The sequence below is a fragment of the Pseudomonas fluorescens genome, assembly GCF_002837185.1.
In the GTDB taxonomy this organism is placed as follows: domain Bacteria; phylum Pseudomonadota; class Gammaproteobacteria; order Pseudomonadales; family Pseudomonadaceae; genus Aquipseudomonas; species Aquipseudomonas fluorescens_AM.
In genome coordinates this window covers 85,269-105,095 of the sequence record NZ_KZ477985.1, presented here as the reverse complement: position 1 = coordinate 105,095, position 19,827 = coordinate 85,269, and the positions used below count along the sequence as shown (strand labels likewise).

Below are 19,827 nucleotides of genomic sequence, written 5' to 3'. Positions count from 1 at the left end.
TATCCCCATGACCCATCGTATTATTGTCGTCGGCGGCGGTGCCGGCGGCCTGGAGCTAGCGACCCGCCTGGGTAAGACTCTGGGCAAACGCGGCAAAGCCAGCATCACGCTGGTGGACGCCAACCTGACGCATATCTGGAAGCCGCTACTGCACGAAGTAGCGGCCGGCTCGCTGAACTCTTCGGAAGACGAACTCAATTACGTCGCCCAGGCGAAATGGAACCACTTCGAGTTCCAACTGGGGCGTATGAGCGGGCTTGACCGCGAACAGAAAAAAATCCAACTGGCCGCCACCCTCGACGAAGAAGGCCGGGAACTGGTGCCCGCGCGCGTACTCGGCTACGACAGCCTGGTCATTGCAGTGGGCAGCACCACTAACGATTTCGGCACCGAGGGCGCCGCGCAACATTGCCTGTTCCTTGACACCCGTAAACAGGCCGAACGCTTTCATCAACAATTGCTCAACCACTACCTGCGCGCCCACGCCGGGCAGACCGACACGGTTGAACAGATCAGCGTCGCCATCGTCGGCGCCGGCGCCACCGGCGTTGAACTGGCCGCTGAACTGCATAACGCCGCCCATGAGCTGGCGGCGTACGGCCTGGACCGCATCAAGCCGGAAAACATGCACATCACCCTGATCGAAGCCGGCCCACGGGTATTGCCCGCGCTGCCGGAGCGGATTGGCGGGCCTGTGCATAAAACCCTGGAGAAACTCGGGGTGACCGTGCTGACCAACTCGGCCGTCAGCGAGGTGACCGCCGACGCGCTGATCACCAGCAGCGGCCAAGTGATCCCGGCCAGCCTCAAAGTCTGGGCCGCCGGGATCCGCGCACCGGGCTTTCTCAAGGACATCGATGGCCTGGAGACCAACCGCATCAACCAGCTCCAGGTGCTGCCGACGCTGCAGACCACCCGCGACGAAAACATCTTTGCCTTCGGCGATTGCGCCGCCTGCCCGCAACCGGGCACCGACCGTAATGTTCCGCCACGCGCGCAAGCCGCTCACCAACAGGCTTCGTTACTCGCCAAGTCGCTGAAGCTGCGGATTGAAGGCAAGGAGCTGCCGACCTACAAATACACCGACTACGGGTCGCTGATCTCGCTGTCGCGCTTTTCTGCGGTGGGTAACTTGATGGGTAACCTGACCGGCAGTGTGATGCTCGAGGGCTGGTTGGCGCGGATGTTCTACGTGTCGCTGTACCGGATGCACCAGATGGCGCTGTATGGTTTTTTCCGCACGGCGATGCTGATGCTGGGCAGCAAGATCGGACGCGGGACCGAGCCGCGCCTGAAACTGCACTGACAACATAAAACAGTGTGGGAGGGGGCACGCCCTCTCCCACATTTGATCTTCACCGTTAATAAGTTTTGCGCAGGCAAAAAAAATCCCCGTATCTTTCGATACGAGGATTTTTAATATGGTCGGGGTAGGGGGATTCGAACTCCCGACATCCTGCTCCCAAAGCAGGCGCGCTACCGGACTGCGCTATACCCCGGTAATAAAAAGGCGACCTTTCAGTCGCCTTCCTCGATCAGCGCTTTTGGCCTCTGATCTTAAGATCTGATTCCAGCGTGAGCTGGTCTCAAAAATGGTGGGTCGTGTGGGATTCGAACCTACGACCAATTGGTTAAAAGCCAACTGCTCTACCAACTGAGCTAACGACCCAAATATGGTCGGGGTAGGGGGATTCGAACTCCCGACATCCTGCTCCCAAAGCAGGCGCGCTACCGGACTGCGCTATACCCCGGTTTGAAATTGGCTCCGTGACCAGGACTCGAACCTGGGACCCAATGATTAACAGTCATTTGCTCTACCGACTGAGCTATCACGGAACTACATATTTCAAAGTACAACATTTACCGCCATGTAACCTTCTCTTCGACCCTGTCCGTATCGCTACGTTAGCGTCTCTGAGGCGCGCTATTCTACAATCTTAAAAACCCCTGTCAACCCTTTAAATTGCTTTTAAGACAATGATTTGCGCTTCTTTCTGATTTCTTCTTGGGGAGAAGAAACCCGTGGGCTGACGTTGCTGCGGGGCGCACTTTACAAGCCTTTGCCTTACAGTTCAACGCCCTATCGAAAAAAAAGGCCCCGCAATGCGGAGCCTTCTCTTATGGCACTGGCCGCGGGGCTTAATGGAAGACGATTTCGTCGTTCTCCACCGTCGCCTCGACGCTGGTGCCCGGCATAAAGCTGCCCGACAGGATCAGCTGCGCCAGCGGGTTCTCGATCCAGCGCTGGATCGCACGCTTCAACGGCCGCGCGCCATACACCGGGTCGTAGCCCACCGCGATCAGCTTGTCCAACGCCTCGCTGCTCAGCTCCAGCGCCAGCTCGCGCTCGGCCAGACGTGCACGCAAGCGTCCCAGCTGGATCTCGGTAATGCCGGCTATCTGATCCCGCGCCAACGGCTCGAAGATCACCACTTCATCCACCCGGTTGATAAATTCCGGCCGGAAGTGCGTGGTCAGCGCATCCATGACAGCGGCCCGCTGGGCCTCGCGATCACCTACCAGCTCCTGGATCTGCGACGAGCCCAGGTTGGAGGTCATTACGATCACCGTGTTGCGAAAATCCACCGTACGTCCGTGGCTGTCGGTCAGGCGGCCGTCCTCCAGCACTTGCAGCAGGATGTTGAACACATCCGGATGCGCCTTCTCGACCTCATCCAGCAGGATCACCGAGTAGGGCTTGCGCCGCACGGCTTCGGTCAGGTAACCGCCCTCTTCATAGCCCACATAGCCTGGTGGCGCACCGATCAGGCGAGCCACCGAGTGTTTCTCCATGAACTCGGACATGTCGATGCGCACCATGGCCTCTTCAGTATCGAACAGAAATTCAGCCAAGGCTTTGCACAGCTCGGTCTTACCCACGCCGGTGGGCCCAAGGAACATGAACGAACCACTCGGGCGATTCGGGTCGGACAACCCGGCGCGGGAACGTCTTACCGCGTTGGACACCGCCACCACGGCCTCTTCCTGACCGATGACGCGTTGATGCAGCAGACTTTCCATCTTCAGCAGCTTGTCGCGTTCGCCTTCAAGCATCTTCGACACCGGGATACCGGTCCACTTGGAGACCACCTCGGCGATTTCTTCCTCGGTCACCTTGCTGCGCAACAGCTGGTTCTCGCTATGGCCATGCTGGTCGACCATCTGCAGGCTGCGCTCCAGGTCCGGGATCACCCCGTACTGCAACTCGGCCATGCGGTTCAGGTCGCCTTTACGGCGCGCGGCTTCCAGCTCCTGGCGCGACTGCTCGATCTTCTGCTGGATCTGCGCAGAGCCCTGCACTTCGGCTTTTTCCGAGGTCCAGATTTCTTCGAGGTCCGAATACTCGCGCTCCAGGCGCACAATCTCTTCCTGGAGTTTCTCCAGGCGTTTCTTCGCCGCCTCATCCTCTTCTTTTTTCAGCGCCTGGGATTCGACCTTCAGTTGAATCAGGCGGCGGTCCAGGCGGTCGAGCACTTCCGGCTTGGAATCGATCTCCATGCGGATGCGGCTGGCTGCCTCGTCGATCAGGTCGATGGCTTTGTCGGGCAACTGGCGATCGGTGATATAGCGATGGCTCAACTTGGCCGCCGCAATGATCGCGCCATCGGTAATCGCGACCTTATGGTGAACCTCATAGCGCTCTTTCAGGCCACGCAGGATGGCGATGGTGTCTTCTTCGCTGGGCTCTTCCACCAGGACTTTCTGGAAACGTCGCTCAAGCGCCGCATCCTTTTCTATGTACTGACGGTACTCGTTAAGCGTGGTTGCACCGACGCAATGCAACTCGCCTCGCGCCAGGGCGGGCTTGAGCATGTTGCCGGCATCCATGGACCCTTCGCCCTTGCCCGCGCCGACCATGGTGTGCAGTTCGTCGATAAACAGAATGATCTGCCCTTCCTGCTTCGATAATTCATTAAGCAGGGATTTCAGACGCTCTTCGAACTCGCCACGGAACTTGGCGCCGGCGATCAACGAGCCCATGTCCAGGGACAGCAGGCGCTTGCCTTTAAGGCCGTCCGGCACTTCACCATTGATGATGCGCTGGGCCAGGCCCTCGGCGATGGCGGTTTTACCCACGCCAGGCTCACCGATCAGCACCGGGTTGTTCTTGGTGCGACGCTGCAGCACCTGGATAGTGCGGCGGATTTCGTCGTCACGGCCGATAACCGGGTCAAGCTTGCCCTCTTCGGCGCGCTTGGTCAGGTCAACGGTGTATTTATCCAGAGCCTGGCGCGACTCCTCATGGTTGGGGTCATTCACCGCCTCGCCGCCACGCAGGTTGTTGATGGCGTTTTCCAGGGCTTTCTTGCTCACGCCCTGGCCCAGCAACAACTTGCCGAGCTTGCTGTTGTCGTCCATGGCGGCGAGCAGCACCAGTTCGCTGGAGATGAACTGGTCACCTTTTTGCTGGGCCAGGCGGTCGGCCTGATTCAGCAGCCGCGCCAGGTCCTGCGACATATTCACGTCGCCGGTAGGGTTCTGGATTTTCGGCAGTTGGTCGAGCTCTTTGCTCAACTCCTTGCGCAGGCTGTTGACGTCAAAGCCCACCTGCATCAACAAGGGCTTGATAGAACCACCTTGTTGCTCGAGGAGCGCCTGCATCAAGTGCGCCGGTTCAATCGCCGGGTGGTCGAGACCGACCGCCAGGGACTGGGAGTCCGATAAGGCCAACTGCAATTTGCTGGTTAAACGATCAATACGCATTAGTCACCTTCCTTTTGAGCAGGCCGGAGCTATGAACAAACACATCCTGAATGAAGAAACCTGCCAGATACCCCTATAGATGGGGTGGATTCTGCGGGATTCAAGCAGTGGATGGTTGATACAGATCAGGACAGTCTAGCGGTCAAGCCAGACAAGGGAGGCGAATCGGCCCGTACGGGGGCTGCGTCGATAGGAAAAGAAACGCGGGTCGGTCACGGTGCAGTAACCGCCACCGTAGACGGCGGTAATACCCCGCACGGCAAGGCGCAGGCGAGCGAGCTGATAGATGTCAGCCATGAACTTGCCGGGATTACCGCTGGGAACGAAGGCCTGGGCAGTCGCCGGTAGTTGCTGCATGAACGCGTCACGCACCTCGGGACCGACTTCAAAGGCCTGCGGGCCAATGGCCGGACCGAGCCAGACCAGAACGTCGGCGGGCTTGCTCTCAAGGCTTTCGAAAGCCTTCTCCAGCACCCCCGCCGCCAACCCACGCCAACCGGCATGAGCCGCCGCGACACGGGTGCCCGCTCGATTACAGAACAATGCAGGCAGGCAATCAGCCGTCATCGAGGTGCAGGCGATACCCGGCGTGCTGGTCCAACTGCCATCGGCTTCGGCGATCCGGCCCGGATCGGCCTCGACCACCGTGGTGCCGTGGACCTGGCGCAACCAGGCTGGCTGGATATCGAACGCTTCGGTAAGGCGACGACGATTTTCGAGCACGGCCTCAAGGCTGTCCTCCACATGATCGCCCAGGTTGAGGCTGTCGAACGGCGCCACACTGACGCCGCCCGCACGAGTGGTGACGCAGGCTTTGACCTGAGACGGCGCGGGCCAGTCAGGCAGCAGCCAGTCACTCATCCGACAAACGCCTCACGATCCTGCTTGAGCAGTGACAACAGCCAGACCAGATCGTCTGGAAGCGGAGATTCCCAGCTCATGCGCTTACCGCTCGTCGGATGATCCAGCTCCAGGAAGCGTGCATGCAGCGCCTGGCGCGGGAACGTCTTGAGCGATTCAACCATGGTCTGGCTGGCCGCAGGCGGAATGCGGAAGCGACCACCGTAGGCCGGATCGCCGACCAACGGGAAGTTGATGTGGGCCATGTGCACGCGGATCTGGTGGGTACGACCGGTTTCCAGCTTGACCCGCACATGGGTGTGGGAACGGAAACGCTCCAGCACGCGATAGTGGCTGACGGCCTGCTTGCCGCCCTCCATCACCGCCATGCGCTGGCGCTGCTGGCCGTGGCGACCAATGGGTGCATTGATCTTGCCACCCGCCACCACCACCCCGATCACGATGCATTCGTAGATCCGGCTGACGCTGCGACTCTGCAATTGAGTAACAAGTTGCGTCTGCGCCTGAATGGTCTTGGCCACCACCATCAAGCCGGTGGTGTCCTTGTCCAGACGGTGCACGATGCCGCAGCGCGGCACGTTGATGATGTCCGGCACGTGGTGCAACAGGGCATTGAGCAAGGTGCCATCAGCGTGCCCGGCCGCCGGGTGAACCACCAGGCCTGCGGGTTTGTTGATGACCAGGATGTCATCGTCTTCGTAGACGATATCCAGCTCGATGTCCTGGGCGACCCATTCTCCCTGGGCTTCCTGCTCGGCAGTCAGCTCAAGAATCGCACCGCCATGAACTATGTCTCGCGGGCGGATAACCGCTCCATCCACAGTCAGGCGGCCGTCTTTGATCCAGGCGGAAAGGCGCGAGCGCGAGTGCTCAGCGAATAATTGTGCGGCGACTTGATCGAGGCGTTGGCCGCCCAATTCGGACGGCACCTCTGCGCGAAGTTCAATTTTATCGGACATGCTCAGACTAGGCGTGGCACAGCCTTTGGTTTCGGCTGCGCGCTTGTGGTTAAATACGGCGTCTTTTGCCCCGAGGCTTTCAACGGGGCGCTCATCATAACAGGACGGCCCCGCCCAAGACAGCGGCCGTCATAGGGACGCAAGCCGCCATGCAAGTGAAACACCTGCTGCTGATCGCCATCCTCGCCATGACTGCTGCTTGCTCGTCAACAAAGGACGTCGTCGACGAAAACCTGAGCGAAGTCGAGCTGTACCAGCAAGCTCAGACAGACTTGGATAATAATAGCTACACCAGCGCCACAGCGAAGCTCAAGGCACTGGAGTCGCGCTATCCGTTCGGACGCTATGCCGACCAGGCCCAGCTCGAGCTGATCTACGCCAACTATAAAAACGCCGAGCCGGAAGCTGCCAAGTCCGCCGCCGAGCGTTTTATCCGCCTGCATCCGCAGCATCCGAACGTGGACTACGCCTACTACATGAAGGGCCTGACCTCGTTCGACCAGGACGTTGGCCTGCTGGCGCGCTTCCTGCCGCTGGACATGACCAAGCGCGACCCGGGCGCTGCCCGCGACTCCTACAACGAGTTCGCCCAGCTGACCAGCCGCTACCCGAACAGCCGCTACGCGCCGGACGCCAAGCAGCGCATGATCTACCTGCGCAACCTGCTGGCTTCCTACGAGATCCACGTGGCCCACTACTACCTGACCCGTCAGGCGTACGTAGCCGCTGCGAACCGTGGCCGCTATGTGGTGGAAAACTTCCAGGAAACCCCTTCCGTGGGTGACGGCCTGGCCGTGATGACCGAGGCTTACCAGCGCCTGCACCTGGATCAGCTGGCGACCACCAGCCTGGAAACCCTGAAGCTCAACTACCCGGACCACCCGAGCCTGAAAGACGGCCAGTTCGTGCCTCAGGTTGACGAAGCCGACAACCGTTCGTGGCTGAGCAAGTACACCCTGGGCCTGATCGAGTCCCGCCCACCGCTGCCGCCAGGCGAAACACGCGCCAACCAGGACGTGATCAAGCAATACCAGGACGCCAAGGACGCGATTCCTTCGGACCTCAAGCCGCACGACGAGAACGGCGATGTGATCGAAGAAGAAGAGCCGCAAGCCCTGGGTAACAACCAGGACCGCTCGTGGTTCAGCTACATGACCTTCGGTGTGTTCGACTGACCGTTTGACGCAACGCAAAAGGGAGCTCTCAGGAGCTCCCTTTTTTATGGGCGAGTATTTATTGCGCTGTGCGCCCACGGCGACCTTGGCTAAACTGGCGCATTCCTTATCGAGAAACTGCCCATCATGCTTCGTCTATTGTTCTGGATCGCCGTCATTGCCGCCGCGGTATGGCTCTGGCGCAAATTCAAAAGCCCTGCCGCCAGGCAACCGCGCACCGGCGAACCCAATGCCGCCTTGATGGTGCGTTGCGCCCATTGCGGTGTACACGTGCCGCAGGATCGGGCGCTGAGCTTGGGCCAGCAATGGTATTGCACCCAGGCGCATCTGCAGCAGGGGCCGAAGTCTATCCAGCGCTGACTCGACCGGCGGGCGCGTAAGGTGCCGGGTCGATAATCGGCGCATGCCCCAGCAGCAAGTCGGCAAACAGCTGGCAGGACGCCGGGGCAAGCACCAGGCCATTGCGGTAATGCCCGCAATTGAGCCACAGGCCCTTGAAGCCGGGTACCTCGCCGATATACGGGATACCTTCCGGCGAGCCGGGCCGCAACCCCGCCCAGTGCCCCACCACCTCAGCGTCCGCCAGGGCGGGAAGCAGCTCCTGCGCAGAGGCCTTGAGACTTTCCAGCGCGTTTTCAGTCGGCGTTTTGTCGAATCCCTCGTGTTCCAGGGTGCTGCCAATCAAAATATGCCCATCACGCCGCGGGATCGCATAGCGCCCTTTAGCCAGGACCATGCTCGACAAGAAGTCAGACGCGCATTTGTAGAGGATCATCTGACCCTTGACCGGCTCAACGGGCAGTGCCAAGCCTAGTTTTCCCAGCAAATCCCCGCTCCAGGCACCGGCTGCGAGCACGACCTGATCACCCGTCATGGCGCCGGCGCTCGTATTCACGCCTACCACGGTGTCGCCCTGCAAAATAAATCCATCGACTTCGCACTGCTCGTGAATCGTCACATCGGGCAGCGCCGACAACGCCGCCTTGAGGGATTTGACCAGGCGCGGGTTGCGCACATTGGCCACATCGGCCATGTAGATCGCCTGCGAATAACCGCCACCCAGCGCCGGAACTGCATCGTGGGCAGCCGATACGTCCACTTTGCTCAAGGGCCTGCCCTCACGCGCAGCCCAGGCCAGGGCATCGGCTTCGTCATCCAGATCGAGCCAATACAGACCAGTGGTGTGGAGCTCAGGATCGACGCCGGTCGAGGCGAACAGCCGCTGTGCCAGTTGCGGGTAGAAATCCTGGGACCAATGAGCCAAGGCGGTCACCGCCGGGCTATAACGCCATGGATACAACGGCGAAACGATCCCGCCGCCAGCCCACGAAGATTCCTGCCCAAGCCCGCCGCGCTCCAGCAATATGACCGCTTGCCCCCGGTCAGCCAGGTTGTATGCGGTCAACAAACCAATCACTCCGCCGCCGACAATCACTACTCGCTGTTGCTTAGCCATCATTTGATCCAGCCGATAAAAAGGGAAAAGCGCGCCCGGCGCCCATTCATCCAGCACTCTCATCACTGCCCCCAGCATGCCTTGAGCGGCATTTGCGGCGTCGCTCCCGGATTGCTTCGCACACCGGTGCTGGTCAAGCTGAATTGGCCGCAGGCGTCGTCCGCCATGACTGAGTCCGCGGCAGGCGTGGCGAGCAGGACAAAATCATGAGGGTTCAATACGGCGCTGATTCTATAGTGATCATTGCCTGTACTGACGCCGCTTGCATCAATAAAAGTGCCGTTGCGAGTGTAAAAACGCTCCAGATGTTGAGCGTGCTCGCTCAGCAGCGCGACGACTTGCACCCGATACACCTTTTTCACCTGGCCGGTATATCCGGGGTAAGCGATCCCGGCCAGCAACGCGATGATCGCCACCGCGATCAACAATTCGATCAGGGTAAAGCCCTGGCTATCCATGCCCATTGAATTGCTCCTTATTGAAGTTGCCGCCATAAGACTCGCCGAAACCTCGCGCCGTCGCCCTCCCCCACCCGCGCATACACGGTCTCAAGCACCGTGCGCGACTGGCCACCCAGCCCCACGGCCGTCACCCGGAAGAGCGCGGCCGGGGTAAGCGGCGGTAAATGCGCCAGGCCCATCCCCACCCCCAGGGATTGAACGCCATACACCCCGTCCTTGAACGCCACCCAATTCACCGCCGAGACCGGATTTGGCCCAGGGCCAACCACCGAAAATGCATCAGCGGGCGGCGCGCAGTTGATGATCGAGTGGCAAAGTGGCAGCGCAAGCCCGCCCCTGCGCACAGCCGACTCCCCCAGCCGCAGGCCACTTTCGGCCGTCTGGAACGATTGATTACGTTGCCACAGGCTACTGGCGACCTTCTGCTGAGAGATCGCGCCCTGCATTGATGACAACCCCACCAGTGACAACAACAGCAGAAATACCAGGCTGATCAGCAATACCATCCCGGCCTGGCGCACAGCGTTCCCCCCCATCGAGATCATCGTCCTACGCCAGCCGGTTGCGCAGTGCGGCCACGACGCTGTAGGCCTGATCCTTCACTCGTCCGGTCGGGTCACGCAGGGTCATGCGGATGCGCACGCTGCGGATCAACGATGCGTCGGCCGGGTGGCTGTCGTAGCGCGCCACGTCCGTCGATTCAGGCCTGGCCGCTACCCCGAAACTGATCTCGAAGGCCCGCACGTTATCTATCAGCACTGCCTTGGCCGGTACCGACGGGGTACTGATCTTCAACTGCCCCGCCTCATAGGTGTAGGTGAGCTCACGGATGGCAAACCGAATCTGGCCGGGCGCGATTACAGGCGGTGCGCCGGCGTGAGCCTGTGCCGCGTCCTTGCAGTCGGACACCACCGTCCAGTCTGGCTTGCCGGCACCGTCGCCGGCATTGGCGGTCACCAGCGTCAGTGACGTCGCGCTTGCCGACATTTCCCAGTCAATCGGCCGATCAAAGGTCGCCGGGGCATTGTCGATAAAAGCCGGGGCCAAACACCCCAGCATGCCTGCCTGGCGAATATCCAGGACCAACTTGCTCAGGACGAATCGGGCATCATCCTGCAGCACCATAGCGGCCTGCTGGCTGGCCTGGGTCAGCCGCGAACCGATCAGCACCTGGCTTGCGCCAAGGATCAGCACCAGCCCGACAGCCAGCGCCAGCAGCAACTCCACCAACCCGAAACCACGTGCAGGACGGATCATTGCAAGCTGCCTTGGCCATTGGCGATACGGCTGGTCAGGGTGAAGGTTTGCCGCGCACCCGGGCTGCTCGCCGCCCGGCTGTCCGCCCAACTGATGCTGATAGTGACTTCATTGCCGCTGACCGCCACGGCACCTTTGGCGTCCTTGCCGGCAAAACCTGTGATATTGGCTTCGAAATCATGCAAGTCCAGGTCGCGCACGCTGGCGGTCGAGGTGCTGGGCGGCGCGCGCTCGGCTTGGGCCCAGGCGTAATCGACCCCGGCATTGGCGCGAATTCGATCGAGCATGTCGTAGGCAATGAAACTGGCCTGGCTGGTCATCCGTGCACTGTCGGTGTATTTGAGCGCGTTGAGCTGGATAGCCGCGGCCCCCAGCAGCCCGAGAGCCAGGACCAGTACCGCTACCAGTACCTCGATCAGGGTCATGCCGGATTGAGGTCGAAGAACTGCGCGTAGAAATAAGGTGTTCCGGCAGAAAGGCATTACCGTCGTCATCCATGTCGAAGGCCTTAGAAAAACAGCAGAACCCTGCTGCACGCCCCCAAGACTAGCGCCGGTTTTTGGCGGCTGCCGCTATCGGAACAAAGGGAAATACATTGGACGTAAAGGCCATCATTCAACATCAGGGCCCAAACGCTATACCTATGCCTGTCACTTGAAGATCAACCCGCATCCACGGAGGGGCGCACATGACACAACGAGGGTTCACCTTGATTGAATTACTGCTGGGGCTGGTCGTGACGGGCGTCCTGGCGCAACTGGCCCTACCCGGCTTCAAGGGGTTGCTGGCAGCGCAGCAGCAACAAAGCGTGGCCCAGTCACTGGCCGACGGGCTGCGTTATGCGCGCACGGAGGCGATCACACGCAGTCGTGCAGTGGTCATCCACGCGCGGGAGCAAGACTGGAGCCAAGGGTGGCGGGTGATCCTGGATATCAGTGGTCGCGGCCATCTGGATGACGAGAATCCGGTGCTACTGGAGCGACAGGACAGCGGGCGGGTGCCGATGGCAGGTAATGGCCCGGTCAGCAGCCAGGTCCGTTTCAACGCTTTGGGAGAACCGGTGTTTGCCGGCGGCGGGTTTCGTGCCGGCACCGTGCATGTGTGCGACACGATGCACGCGCAGAGCCTGTATCAGGTAGTGCTGGCGCCGAGCGGGCGTGTCAGCCTGCGCAGTGACAAGACCGAGCAGGCGTTATGCCGCGGTTAATCAAGCCGCCAGGGGTTCAGAGCAGCGAGCGCACCCGCAATTCCTTGGGCATCGAAAACGTAATATTTTCTTCGCGCCCCGCCAATTCATCGGCGCCGGTGGCCCCCCAGGCGTGCAATTGCTGGATGACGCCACGCACCAGGACTTCCGGGGCCGAGGCGCCCGCCGTGATGCCGATGCGCTCGACGCCGTCGAACCAGCTACGCTGCATATCCTCGGCGCCGTCGATCAGGTACGCCGGTGTCGCCATACGCTCGGCCAGCTCTCGCAAGCGATTGGAGTTGGAGCTATTGGGGCTGCCGACCACCAGCACCACATCACACTCATCGGCCAGTTGCTTGACCGCGTCCTGGCGGTTTTGCGTGGCGTAGCAGATGTCGTCTTTGCGTGGGCCGCCAATGGCCGGGAATCGCGTGCGCAGCGCATCGATAACCCGACTGGTGTCGTCCATGGACAAGGTAGTCTGGGTAACGAACGCCAAGCGCTCCGGGTTCTGCACGTGCAAGTTGGCGACGTCTTTTTCGTCTTCCACCAGATAGATGGCGCCGCCATTGCTGGCGTCGTACTGGCCCATGGTGCCTTCGACTTCCGGATGACCGGCGTGGCCGATCAGAATGCACTCACGACCATCACGGCTGTAGCGCGCCACCTCGATGTGCACCTTGGTCACCAGCGGGCATGTGGCATCGAACACTTTCAGGCCACGGCCGGACGCTTCGGTGCGCACCGCCTGGGAAACACCGTGGGCACTGAAGATAACGATGACATCGTCAGGCACCTGGTCGAGTTCTTCGACGAAGATGGCGCCGCGAGCACGCAGATCTTCAACCACGAATTTGTTGTGAACGACTTCATGCCGCACGTAAATCGGCGGCCCGAAAACTTCCAGGGCGCGGTTGACGATTTCGATCGCCCGGTCCACACCGGCACAGAAGCCACGGGGGTTGGCGAGTTTGATTTGCATGCTGTGCCTCGTGTCTTGCCATGTAGGAGCGAGCTTGCTCGCGAAAATTTCACAGGCACCGCGATCATGCAGGATGCCAGGATTATCGTTGAAGACCTTCGCGAGCAAGCTAGCTCCTACAATAGGCTGAAATCGTCAGTTAGAGCGCTTTGACGTTGATGATCTCGACGTCAAAGGTCAGTGTCTTGCCGGCCAACGGATGGTTGAAGTCGATGGTCACTTGCGTGTCATCGAAGGCTTTGACCACACCGGGCAATTCCGTATTCGCCGCATCATTGAAGATCACCAGCAGGCCTTCCGACAGGTCCATGCCTTCGAACTGCGAACGCGCGATGATCTGCACATTTTGCGGGTTGGGCTGGCCGAAGGCGTTTTCCGGCAGAATCTGCAGGGTACGCTTATCGCCGGCCTTGAAGCCGAACAGAGCCGCTTCAAACCCCGGCAACAGGTTGCCGTCACCGACCTTGAAGGTAGCAGGGGCTTTGTCGAAGGTGCTGTCGACCGTGTCGCCATTCTCCAGGCGCAATGCGAAATGCAAAGTGACTTCCGTGTTCTGGCCGATGCGTTGCTCAGCCAATACCTGATCAGTCATTGACGGTCTCTCCGGTTTTCTTGCTCTTGAACATGTCCAGCGCCAGCATGATTGCACCGACGGTGATAGCGCTGTCGGCGAAGTTGAACGCCGGGAAGTAATGGCGGTTCTGCCAATGCACCAGGATGAAGTCGATCACATGGCCCAGGGCAATGCGGTCGTACAGGTTACCCAGCGCGCCGCCCAGCACCAGGGCCAGCGCGATCGCCAGCCAGGTGTCGTCCCGGCCCAGGCGCTTGAGCCAGACCACCAGCACCGCACTGACCACAACGGCGATCAGCGCGAACAGCCAGCGCTGCCAGCCACCGCCATCGGCGAGGAAGCTGAAAGCGGCGCCGGTGTTGTAGGCCAGGGTCCAACTGAAGTAATCCGGGATCACCACGATTTGCTGGAACATCTCCAGGCTGCCTTCGAAATGAGCCTTGCTGACCTGGTCGATGACCAGGACCAGCACGCTCAATACAAGCCAGCCAAGACGCCCGAAACGACTGGCAGAGTTAGGCATAGTGACGAACCTCGCCTTCGCCGCTGATGTTATCAACGCAACGGCCGCAGATTTCCGGATGCTCGGGGTTCACGCCGACATCTTCACGGCAGTGCCAGCAACGGGCGCATTTAGGGAAGGCCGACTTGACCACCTTGAGCTTCAAGCCCGGCACATCGGTCGCCACGGCATCTGCCGGAGCCTGGGCGAAGGGGGCCAGGCTTGCGGTGGAGGTGATCAACACAAAGCGCAGTTCGTTGCTCAGCTTGGCGAGGTCGGCGGTCAGGCCGTCCTCGGCAAACAGGGTGACTTCGGCTTGCAGGTTGCCACCCACGGCCTTGGCCGCGCGCTGCACTTCCAGCTCCTTGTTCACCGCAACCTTCACGGCCATCACGCCTTCCCAGTACTCGCGGCCCAGTTCGAAGTCGGCCGGCAGTTCGGTCAAGCCTTCGTACCAGGTGTTGAGCATGACGGACTCGTTACGCTCACCCGGCAGGTACTCCCACAATTCGTCGGCGGTGAACGCGAGGATCGGTGCGATCCAGCGCACCAGCGCTTCGCTGATGTGGTACAGCGCGGTCTGCGCCGAGCGGCGCGCCTTGCTGTTGGCACCGGTGGTGTACTGGCGGTCCTTGATGATGTCGAGGTAGAAACCACCGAGCTCCTGCACGCAGAAGTTGTGGATCTTGGAATAGACATTCCAGAAGCGGTACTCGCCGTAGTGTTCCTGCAACTCGCGCTGCAGCAACAGGGCGCGGTCCACGGCCCAACGGTCGAGGGCGAGCATGTCGTCGGCCGGCAGCAGGTCGGTGGCCGGGTTGAAACCGGTCAGGTTCGACAGCAGGAAGCGCGCGGTATTACGGATGCGACGGTAGGCATCGGCGCTGCGGGCCAGGATCTGGTCGGAGACGGCGATCTCGCCCGAGTAATCGGTCGAAGCGACCCACAGACGCATGATATCGGCGCCCAGGGTCTCGTTGATCTTTTTCGGCTCGATCACGTTCTTCAACGACTTGGACATCTTGCGGCCGTTTTCGTCGACGGTGAAGCCGTGGGTCAACAGCTCCCGGTACGGCGCGTGGTTGTCGATGGCGCAACCGGTCAGCAGCGACGAGTGGAACCAGCCACGGTGCTGGTCCGAACCTTCCAGGTACAGGTCGGCACGCGGGCCGGTCTCGTGGCCCATCGGGTGCGAACCGCGCAGCACGTGCCAGTGGGTGGTGCCCGAGTCGAACCACACGTCGAGGGTGTCGCTGATCTTGTCGTACTGCGGCGCTTCATCACCGAGCAGTTCGGCAGCGTCCATCTTGAACCAGGCTTCGATGCCTTCCTGTTCAACGCGCTGGGCCACGACCTCCATGAGTTCGACGGTGCGCGGGTGCAGTTCGCCGCTTTCCTTGTTCAGGAAGAACGGGATCGGCACGCCCCAGTTACGCTGGCGGGAGATGCACCAGTCCGGACGGTTGGCGATCATCGAGTGCAGGCGCGCCTGGCCCCAGGCCGGGACGAACTTGGTGCCTTCGACGGCCTTGAGCGAGCGTATGCGCAGGGTTTCGCCGCGGGTCGGCTCTTTGTCCATGCCGATGAACCACTGCGCGGTGGCGCGGTAGATCAACGGGGTCTTGTGGCGCCAGCAGTGCATGTAGCTGTGCTTGATAGTTTCGGTGTGCAACAGCGAACCGACTTCGCGCAACTTGTCGATGATCGGCTCGTTGGCCTTGAAGATGAACTGGCCGCCGAAGAACTCCAGCGACGGCGCGTAGACGCCATTGCTCTGCACCGGGTTGAGGATGTCGTCGTTGACCATGCCGTAGGCTTTGCAGGTCACGAAGTCGTCCACACCGTAGGCAGGCGCGGAGTGAACCACGCCGGTGCCGGAACCCAGTTCGACGTAGTCAGCCAGGTACACCGGCGACAGGCGGTCGTAGAACGGATGGCGGAAGTTGATCAGTTCCAGCGCGGAGCCGGTAGTGGTGGCGATCACCGAACCTTGCAGCTCGTAACGCGCCAGGCACGACTCGACCATTTCTTCGGCCAGCACCAGCAGGCGATCGCCAACGTCCACCAGCGCGTAGGTGAACTCGGGGTGCACGTTCAGCGCCTGGTTGGCCGGGATGGTCCATGGCGTGGTGGTCCAGATCACGATGGCCGCCGGCTTGGCCAGCGATGCCAGGCCAAAGGCCTCGGCGAGCTTGGCCTCATCGGCAACCGGGAAGGCCACGTCGATGGTCGAGGACTTCTTGTCTTCGTACTCGACTTCCGCCTCGGCCAGGGCCGAGCCGCAGTCAAAGCACCAGTTCACGGGCTTGAGGCCCTTGAACACGAAACCGCCCTTGACGATTTCGGCCAGGGCGCGGATTTCACCGGCCTCGTTCTTGAAGTTCATGGTCTTGTACGGGTTGTCCCACTCGCCCAGGACACCCAGGCGGATGAATTCGGACTTCTGCCCTTCGATCTGCTCGGTGGCGTAGGCACGGCACAGTTCGCGGGTTTTATCCGCGCCCAGGTTCTTGCCGTAGGTCACTTCGACTTTGTGTTCGATCGGCAGGCCGTGGCAGTCCCAACCCGGGACATACGGCGCGTCGAAGCCCGACAGGGTTTTCGAACGCAGGATCATGTCCTTGAGAATCTTGTTCAGCGCGTGACCGATGTGAATGGTGCCGTTGGCGTAAGGAGGGCCGTCGTGCAGGACGAATTTCGGACGATCCTTGCCAATTTCGCGCAACTTTCCGTACAGGCCAATACTGTCCCAGCGCTGCAGGATCTGCGGTTCGCGCTGTGGCAGGCCGGCCTTCATTGGGAAGGCGGTGTCCGGAAGGTTTAGCGTGGCTTTATAGTCGGTCATTTAAGGCTCTTCGGTTAGCGATGGGCGCTAGGTGCGGCTAGTGCACGGGCGGCGGCGACATCCGCATTGATCGCCGTTTTCAACGCCTCAAGGGAGGCGAAACGCTGCTCTTCACGCAGCTTCTGGTGGAAAACCACCGTTAAACGCCGGTCATACAAGTCACCGGCAAAATCCAAAAGATGAACTTCCAGGTGGGCCTTGCCATCACCTGCAACCGTGGGCCTGACGCCTATGTTGGCGACTCCCGGCCACGATTGGCCGTCGATATCGACACTCACCAGGTAAACCCCGGTCAGCGGCACACGACGGCGCTTGAGTTGCACGTTGGCGGTTGGCGTACCCAGTTGGCGCGCCAGCTTCTGGCCGTGCAGTACCCGCCCGGCAATGCGGAACGGGCGACCGAGCAAACGCTCGGCCAAGGCGAAGTCGGCAGCGGCCAGGGCGTTACGCACCTGGGTACTGCTCACGCGCAGGCCGTCCAGTTCGACGGTTTGCGCGGCTTCGACGGTAAAACCCTGGTTGACGCCGGCGTGTTGCAGGAAATCGAAATCGCCGACGCGGTCGCAACCGAAACGAAAGTCGTCGCCGACCTCCAAATGCTGCACGCCGAGGCCATCGACGAGGATGCGGTCGACAAACTCGGCGGCGCTAAGGCTTTGCAGACGCTGGTTGAAAGCCAGGCAGAGGACGCGGTCTACGCCTTCTTCAGCCAACAGTTGCAGCTTGTCTCGCAGGCGGGCCAGCCGGGCCGGTGCCGTTTCCGGGGTGAAGAACTCCCGCGGCTGCGGCTCAAAAATCACCACGCAGCTGGGCACGCCCAACTCGACCGCACGCTCGCGCAGCCTGGCCAGGATAGCCTGGTGGCCACGGTGAACACCGTCAAAGTTGCCAATAGTGGCGACGCAGCCCCGGTGCTCGGGGCGCAGGTTGTGGAGACCTCGAACCAGCTGCATAACGCGCTTCTTGCTCATAAAGTGGTCGATTATAACCACACCCGGCCCCGGACGACAGGCAACACCGCAGGCCAAATGGATCGATTCGATAAAACAGCCGTTTTATCGCGGCAAACTCTCTACCCCAGCGACTTGCGATTGAAATCGCGCAGGCGGAAACCCTGCAGCAGCAACATCCCGAAGTACACCACCACGCCAGCCACTACCAGCACGCCCAGGCGCATGAAGCGCTCCAGCATATGGCCCTGGTCCCAGGCCGGCATCACGTGCATCAGCCCAATCAACACGGCCGACATCGCGGCGACCGCCACCAGCAACTTGAGGGTGAACGCCCCCCAGCCAGGCTGCGGCTGGTACATCTGCTGCTTGCGCAGTTGATAAAACAGCAGGCCGGCATTGATACAGGCACCGGCACTGATCGCGAGCGCCAGGCCGGCATGGGCCAGCGGGCCGATAAACACCAGGTTGAGCAGTTGCGTGACGACCAGTGTGAAAATCGCGATCTTCACCGGTGTGCGGATGTTTTGTTGGGCATAGAAGCCCGGCGCCAGCACTTTGATCACGATAATGCCGAGCAAACCCACGGAGTACGCCACCAGCGCATGCTGGGTCATCAGGGCGTCGTGCGCATCGAATTGCCCGTATTGAAACAGCGAGACTGTCAGGGGTTCGGCCAGGATTCCCAGGGCCATGGAGCATGGCAGCACCAGCAGGAAGCACAGGCGCAGGCCCCAGTCGAGAATGCGCGAGTATTCCTGGCGGTCCTTGCTCGCATAGGTGCGCGCCAGGGTCGGCAGCAAAATGGTGCCCAAGGCCACCCCGAGCACGCCGGACGGCAATTCCATCAGGCGGTCGGCGTAGTACATCCACGACACCGAACCGGACACCAGCAACGACGCGAACGCCGTATTGATGATCAGGGAGATCTGACTCACCGACACGCCGAGGATCGCCGGCAGCATATTGCGCATCACGCGCCAGACGCCGGTGTCCTTGAGGTTCAGCCGGGGCAGTACAAGCATGCCGATCTTTTTCAAATGCGGCAGTTGGTAGAGCAATTGTGCCAGGCCGCCAGCCAGGACGGCCCACCCCAGGGCCATTACCGGCGGATCGAAGTACGGCGTAAGGAACAGCGCAAAGATAATCATGCTGACATTAAGCAGCGTCGGCACGAAAGCCGGCACCGAGAAACGGTTCCAGGTATTGAGAATCGCCCCGGCGAGCGATGACAGCGAGATCAGCAATATATAAGGAAAGGTCACGCGCAGCAGATCAGTGGTCAGTGCGAACTTTTCCGGGGTATTGGCAAAGCCGGGAGCCGTGGCCCAGATCACCCAGGGCGCGGCGAGCATGCCGAGCACGGTCACCAGCATCAACACCAGCGTCAGAAGGCCCGAGACATAGGCGATAAAGGTGCGGGTCGCCTCCTCCCCCTGCTGCGTCTTGTATTCGGCCAGGATCGGCACGAAGGCCTGGGAAAACGCGCCTTCGGCGAAAATCCGGCGCAACAGGTTGGGCAGTTTAAAGGCAATGAAGAAGGCATCCGTGGCCATACTGGCGCCAAAAATGCGTGCCAGCAGGGTGTCACGCACAAACCCCAAAACCCGGGAAATCATCGTGATAGAGCTGACGGCGGCCAACGATTTGAGCAGATTCATTGAAAGAGTTTGCGCCTATAGATAAAGAGCAGGCGAACAAAGCGCCTACTTATGCGATACTGCGCGCCTGCAACAGCACAGCGCCAAAGCTCGCGAGTTTACAGGTCAAGCGCCGGAAATAAATCACCCGCCTCTTCAGATCGACCACTCAGCAGTTCGCATCAGCCGCCCTTGACAACCCATCAAGTCATCGGCATGATTCGCGGCCTATTTTGTTTGCTATTTCCTAAAAAGTCTTTCGAGGAGCTCGA

17 protein-coding genes, 4 tRNA genes and 1 pseudogene are annotated in these 19,827 nt (G+C 60.7%); 4 read left to right on the top strand and 18 right to left on the bottom strand.

Going from position 1 to position 19,827, the window contains the following annotated elements; translation table 11 throughout:
• The first annotated feature begins 7 nt into the window (after positions 1–7).
• The gene (locus CIB54_RS00540; protein ID WP_065950643.1) at positions 8–1,306 is read left to right on the top strand and encodes an NAD(P)/FAD-dependent oxidoreductase; all 1,299 of its coding nucleotides are present in this window, start codon (positions 8–10) and stop codon (positions 1,304–1,306) included.
• A 116-nt stretch (positions 1,307–1,422) separates the two neighbouring features.
• Here the strand turns inward: CIB54_RS00540 and CIB54_RS00535 are convergent.
• From CIB54_RS00535 to rluD, 7 genes are all read right to left on the bottom strand, one after another.
• A tRNA-Pro gene (locus CIB54_RS00535) sits at positions 1,423–1,499 on the bottom strand.
• Positions 1,500–1,593: 94 nt separating this feature from the next.
• A tRNA-Lys gene (locus CIB54_RS00530) sits at positions 1,594–1,669 on the bottom strand.
• A gap of 5 nt (positions 1,670–1,674) precedes the next feature.
• Positions 1,675–1,751: transfer RNA gene (locus CIB54_RS00525), tRNA-Pro, on the bottom strand.
• A 9-nt stretch (positions 1,752–1,760) separates the two neighbouring features.
• Positions 1,761–1,836 (bottom strand) — tRNA-Asn (locus CIB54_RS00520).
• A 303-nt stretch (positions 1,837–2,139) separates the two neighbouring features.
• Positions 2,140–4,704 carry an ATP-dependent chaperone ClpB gene (gene clpB / locus CIB54_RS00515; protein ID WP_057725840.1) on the bottom strand — a complete coding sequence of 855 codons (2,565 nt, stop codon included), beginning with the start codon at positions 4,702–4,704 and terminating at the stop codon, positions 2,140–2,142.
• Positions 4,705–4,839: 135 nt separating this feature from the next.
• Positions 4,840–5,565, bottom strand: coding sequence for a peptidoglycan editing factor PgeF (pgeF, locus tag CIB54_RS00510; protein ID WP_065950642.1), 726 nt, complete (start codon positions 5,563–5,565; stop codon positions 4,840–4,842).
• The gene (rluD, locus tag CIB54_RS00505) at positions 5,562–6,524 is read right to left on the bottom strand and encodes a 23S rRNA pseudouridine(1911/1915/1917) synthase RluD (RefSeq protein ID WP_003188422.1); all 963 of its coding nucleotides are present in this window, start codon (positions 6,522–6,524) and stop codon (positions 5,562–5,564) included. The genes pgeF and rluD overlap by 4 nt, the downstream gene beginning before the upstream one ends.
• 149 nt (positions 6,525–6,673) lie before the next feature.
• On the opposite strand from rluD, the gene CIB54_RS00500 reads away from it, so the two are divergent.
• Both CIB54_RS00500 and CIB54_RS00495 read left to right on the top strand, forming a co-directional pair.
• Entirely contained in the window at positions 6,674–7,699 is a 1,026-nt protein-coding gene (locus CIB54_RS00500) for an outer membrane protein assembly factor BamD (protein WP_065932408.1), read from the top strand.
• A gap of 126 nt (positions 7,700–7,825) precedes the next feature.
• On the top strand, positions 7,826–8,059 hold the full coding sequence (locus CIB54_RS00495) for a PP0621 family protein (protein WP_101218199.1): 234 nt from the start codon (positions 7,826–7,828) through the stop codon (positions 8,057–8,059).
• Here the strand turns inward: CIB54_RS00495 and thiO are convergent.
• From thiO to pilV, 5 genes are all read right to left on the bottom strand, one after another.
• On the bottom strand, positions 8,046–9,155 hold the full coding sequence (gene thiO / locus CIB54_RS00490) for a glycine oxidase ThiO (protein WP_101218389.1): 1,110 nt from the start codon (positions 9,153–9,155) through the stop codon (positions 8,046–8,048). The genes CIB54_RS00495 and thiO overlap by 14 nt on opposite strands.
• A gap of 62 nt (positions 9,156–9,217) precedes the next feature.
• Entirely contained in the window at positions 9,218–9,619 is a 402-nt protein-coding gene (locus tag CIB54_RS00485) for a type IV pilin protein (RefSeq protein WP_065950640.1), read from the bottom strand.
• Between the two features lie 11 nt (positions 9,620–9,630).
• A complete protein-coding gene (locus CIB54_RS00480) occupies positions 9,631–10,161 on the bottom strand; it encodes a pilus assembly PilX family protein (protein WP_101218198.1) in 531 nt (176 codons plus the stop codon).
• A 4-nt stretch (positions 10,162–10,165) separates the two neighbouring features.
• The gene (locus CIB54_RS00475) at positions 10,166–10,873 is read right to left on the bottom strand and encodes a PilW family protein (RefSeq protein WP_101218197.1); all 708 of its coding nucleotides are present in this window, start codon (positions 10,871–10,873) and stop codon (positions 10,166–10,168) included.
• Positions 10,870–11,355 (bottom strand): type IV pilus modification protein PilV, encoded by a 486-nt coding sequence (gene pilV / locus CIB54_RS00470; RefSeq protein ID WP_101218196.1) that lies wholly within the window; start codon positions 11,353–11,355, stop codon positions 10,870–10,872. The genes CIB54_RS00475 and pilV overlap by 4 nt, the downstream gene beginning before the upstream one ends.
• A 206-nt stretch (positions 11,356–11,561) precedes the next feature.
• Here pilV and CIB54_RS00465 point away from each other — a divergent pair.
• Positions 11,562–12,143, top strand: a pseudogene (locus CIB54_RS00465) (GspH/FimT family pseudopilin).
• Here the strand turns inward: CIB54_RS00465 and ispH are convergent.
• The 6 genes from ispH to murJ all read right to left on the bottom strand — a co-directional run bounded on the left by ispH (position 12,097) and on the right by murJ (position 19,576).
• Positions 12,097–13,044, bottom strand: coding sequence for a 4-hydroxy-3-methylbut-2-enyl diphosphate reductase (gene ispH, locus CIB54_RS00460; RefSeq protein ID WP_065950635.1), 948 nt, complete (start codon positions 13,042–13,044; stop codon positions 12,097–12,099). The pseudogene CIB54_RS00465 and the gene ispH overlap by 47 nt on opposite strands.
• Before the next feature lie 139 nt (positions 13,045–13,183).
• Positions 13,184–13,621: an FKBP-type peptidyl-prolyl cis-trans isomerase gene (locus CIB54_RS00455; protein ID WP_175413270.1), complete on the bottom strand. Its 438-nt coding sequence runs from the start codon at positions 13,619–13,621 to the stop codon at positions 13,184–13,186.
• Between the two features lie 7 nt (positions 13,622–13,628).
• The gene (lspA, locus tag CIB54_RS00450; RefSeq protein WP_065950633.1) at positions 13,629–14,141 is read right to left on the bottom strand and encodes a signal peptidase II; all 513 of its coding nucleotides are present in this window, start codon (positions 14,139–14,141) and stop codon (positions 13,629–13,631) included.
• The gene (gene ileS / locus CIB54_RS00445; protein ID WP_101218194.1) at positions 14,134–16,965 is read right to left on the bottom strand and encodes an isoleucine--tRNA ligase; all 2,832 of its coding nucleotides are present in this window, start codon (positions 16,963–16,965) and stop codon (positions 14,134–14,136) included. The genes lspA and ileS overlap by 8 nt, the downstream gene beginning before the upstream one ends.
• 14 nt (positions 16,966–16,979) lie before the next feature.
• A complete protein-coding gene (gene ribF, locus CIB54_RS00440) occupies positions 16,980–17,918 on the bottom strand; it encodes a bifunctional riboflavin kinase/FAD synthetase (RefSeq protein WP_065888011.1) in 939 nt (312 codons plus the stop codon).
• A 119-nt stretch (positions 17,919–18,037) separates the two neighbouring features.
• On the bottom strand, positions 18,038–19,576 hold the full coding sequence (gene murJ, locus CIB54_RS00435; protein WP_101218192.1) for a murein biosynthesis integral membrane protein MurJ: 1,539 nt from the start codon (positions 19,574–19,576) through the stop codon (positions 18,038–18,040).
• Between the last annotated feature and the right edge of the window lie 251 nt (positions 19,577–19,827).